This window comes from Nocardia sp. NPDC004151 (genome assembly GCF_042874235.1).
Taxonomy (GTDB): domain Bacteria; phylum Actinomycetota; class Actinomycetes; order Mycobacteriales; family Mycobacteriaceae; genus Nocardia.
The window spans coordinates 1-2,897 of the sequence record NZ_JBIAMR010000036.1 but is presented as its reverse complement, the minus strand read 5'-3'; the positions used below and the strand labels follow the sequence as shown (position 1 = coordinate 2,897).

The 2,897-nt window shown below is 65.8% G+C and carries 3 protein-coding genes; all 3 read right to left on the bottom strand.

Annotated elements, in window-relative coordinates:
- Positions 1-120: 120 nt before the first annotated feature.
- A complete protein-coding gene (locus tag ACFYTS_RS36520) occupies positions 121-252 on the bottom strand; it encodes a hypothetical protein (RefSeq protein WP_387309763.1) in 132 nt (43 codons plus the stop codon).
- A gap of 412 nt (positions 253-664) precedes the next feature.
- Positions 665-1,732 carry a serine hydrolase domain-containing protein gene (locus ACFYTS_RS36515; RefSeq protein WP_387309762.1) on the bottom strand — a complete coding sequence of 356 codons (1,068 nt, stop codon included), beginning with the start codon at positions 1,730-1,732 and terminating at the stop codon, positions 665-667.
- 462 nt (positions 1,733-2,194) lie between these two features.
- Positions 2,195-2,599 (bottom strand): DUF732 domain-containing protein, encoded by a 405-nt coding sequence (locus ACFYTS_RS36510; protein ID WP_387309761.1) that lies wholly within the window; start codon positions 2,597-2,599, stop codon positions 2,195-2,197.
- Between the last annotated feature and the right edge of the window lie 298 nt (positions 2,600-2,897).

Genomic DNA, 2,897 nt, shown 5'->3' with positions numbered 1-2,897 from the left:
CACAGACAGCGAATACGACTTCGGCACAGTGACCTCCCATGGATCACTCTGCCTCAGCTCTCACAAACATGGACCGGTTCCAGGGGGCCACATCACCCGGACCGAAATCAGGGGGTCAGGTCAGGCGGATTTCCGTTCGACGGTGTCGAGTCGTCGTGTCGAAGGCTGGCCGATGGCGGCTTCGAGATCACCGCGGGCAGGGAGACGATCACGCTGGCTGATGACGCCGAGCGGGAGGCGTTGGCTGCTCATATGGTGAATCGTTACTGCGGAGAACGTTATCCGGGGATGCGCGAGTGGGAAGAACAGCAGCACCGCTGGTATGTCGACGACCTTCGTGACTGGGCCGGTAGCGATGGTTGGTCCAGCTCCAGCGGGGGTGTTGGAGCGGAGACGTGGTGGCGCAGGCTTGTTGGTCGGCTGCGACGCCGACCGTAAGCGCTCACGGCAGAAGCGGACGTTGTGCACAGCATCGGGTCCCCGCCGCCGGCGCCCCGCGCTGGCCGGTTCGGTCAGCGCGGTATGCGGCAAGAGCGTGCGTTTGCTGATGGTCTGGGCGGGGGCCACTCGGCCGGAATGAAGCGCACGAACCGATCCCTGCGGCGACCGGCCCCGGCCGGATCACCATCATGACCCGAATGTCCCTCCGGGTCCGCATCGGCGGTCACGGGCATAGCGCATGTTCCAGCATGGCTTGGACGTTCAGGGGTGTCTGTGGCGCCTGTGTCAGCGTGATCGTCACCGCGCGATCGGCGGTGGCACCGGAGTTCGTGTAGTAGCCAGGGATACCACCGCTGTGACCGATGAATCGGATGCCGCAGGACAATTGGGTGGAGCCGACGCCGAGTCCGTACCCGCGGCCCTCGTCCTCCGTGGCCCCGGTCTGCGGCGTCGTCATTTCGGCCAACTCGCGGGGTGGAACCACCTTTCCGTCGAACAGCGCGCGCCAGAACGTGTCGAGGTTGTGGCCAGTGGAGACGATAGCGCCGGCCGCCCAAGGTATCGACGGCTCGATCCGTGAGACGTCGGTGGGCCCTGCCGGCCCGTCCTGGTATCCGTGTGGGTGATCGCCGCGGATGTCGCGTTCTCCGGGCCCGGGAAGGTAGGTGTCGGCAAGTCCGAGGGGTCGAGTGATCCGTTCCTCGACTTCGGTGGAGTAGGCACGCCCCGTGACCTTTTCGATCAGCATGCCGAGCACGATGTAGTTGGTATTGGTGTAGGAGAAACGGGTGCCCGGAGCGAACACGGCCGACTGGCGGAGCGCGATTGCCAGTGCCTGGTCCGGGGTGAGGACGGTATCGGCGGATGCGGCGAGGAGCTCGTCGGCACCGGGCTGACCGGCGAACTCGGGGATTCCGCTGCGGTGCTGCATAATCTGGCGGACCGTGATGGCCCGTCCGTCGACTCCGTTGCCGGCCACCACGCCAGGCAGGTAGGTGTCGACCGGTGCGTCCAGCGTGATCCGGCCTTCAGCAACCAGCTGCATGACGATCGCAGCGGTGAAGGTTTTGGTGACACTGCCGATCCGAACGCGCCCGTTGCCGGTCATCGGCGCCCCGGTCGATCGGTCAGCGACTCCGCTGGTGAGGACGGTCGACGTGTGGGGACTGTCTATTGTCGCGATCGCGCCGGCCACGCCCGCGCCGGTCAGCGCGTCGAGGTCGCGCTGAACCGCCGTGGCCTGCCGAACGGTGGAGCAGCCAAGCAGGAGGAGAGCCGCGCTGATTGCCAAGCCGGAGAGGAGAACTCGGTTTCGCATGACCCGAACCTAGTGACGGCGAGCGACAGGCGGTATCAGGGAACGCCCGCATCTTGCCCGCGCACTGCTCAGTGGGATCACCGATCGGCACCCTTGGGGCCGCCTCACACAGACAGCAACAGCTTTCGTCGTTCCTGGGGCCGTTTGCGCAGCTGTGCGCCCGTTTCGGTGTTCATTTCCCCAGGTGGATCCGTGTGTTCCGCGGTGGACTCGGTCGATCGATCTGTGAGCAAAATCGGGCGGACGGTGAGCACCGCCCAACGACGTATGATCGGCATGTCAGTGCGTTCAGCGGGCCGAGATGACCTCGGCCCGCTGATCTTTGGCCATCTCAGGTGGGCCGCTCGGAACCGCGCGGGTCGCGGCAATAGAGTGCGTCGCGAGAGCCGGCGAGGACGAGGCGAACGTTCAGGACGGGCCAGCCATGCCCCGGCATCAGCCGGGGCAATAGGCAGTCTCGGCGGCGTTCACGAAGGCCATCGCCGAGCCGAACTCGCCTGGTTCTTCGCTCAGGAACTCGGCCAGACTTTGCTTCGACAGGCCGGACGCGAGCAGATCGCAGACGGCGTGGCCACCCTCGGAAATGCCCGGGAAATCCGCGATGATGTCGGGAAGTGCCTGAATTCCATCCCGCTGGATGAGCAGAAACCCGAAATGCGCGTCCTGTAACGGGCCGTAGTTGTGGGGGCCCGCGACCGGCCGCAGCTCTGCCGACGGCAACGCCGAGGCGGGGGCGGCGAACAGAACAGCAGCGGCCGCGGCGGCGAGCCCTGCAGCGATCTTCGATAAGTGCAAAACGATTCCAATCGTGGGACAACTGCGCGACCCGGTGATCGCCACCAAGATCGTAAATGAGGTCGCCGAACTGCGCCGCGGGTCAATTCGCGTTACGCCACTGAACCCCACGTGGCTGGTACCGGCGGCCAGCAGTGTTGCGATGACCGCCTGAAGCCGCAGGCATGAGCGCACACTGAAACGACCCGAGTTCACCCCGGCCCGTTGATCTTTCGCGGGACCGCACTGGCCGGGTCGCCCCGCACGGTATGCGGCTTCTTAGAGAATGGTGGGTAGGGTCAGGTCCCGGCCAGGATCTGGTCCAGGTGCCCGGCGGGATGCTCCCCTATGCGGCTGCCCACCA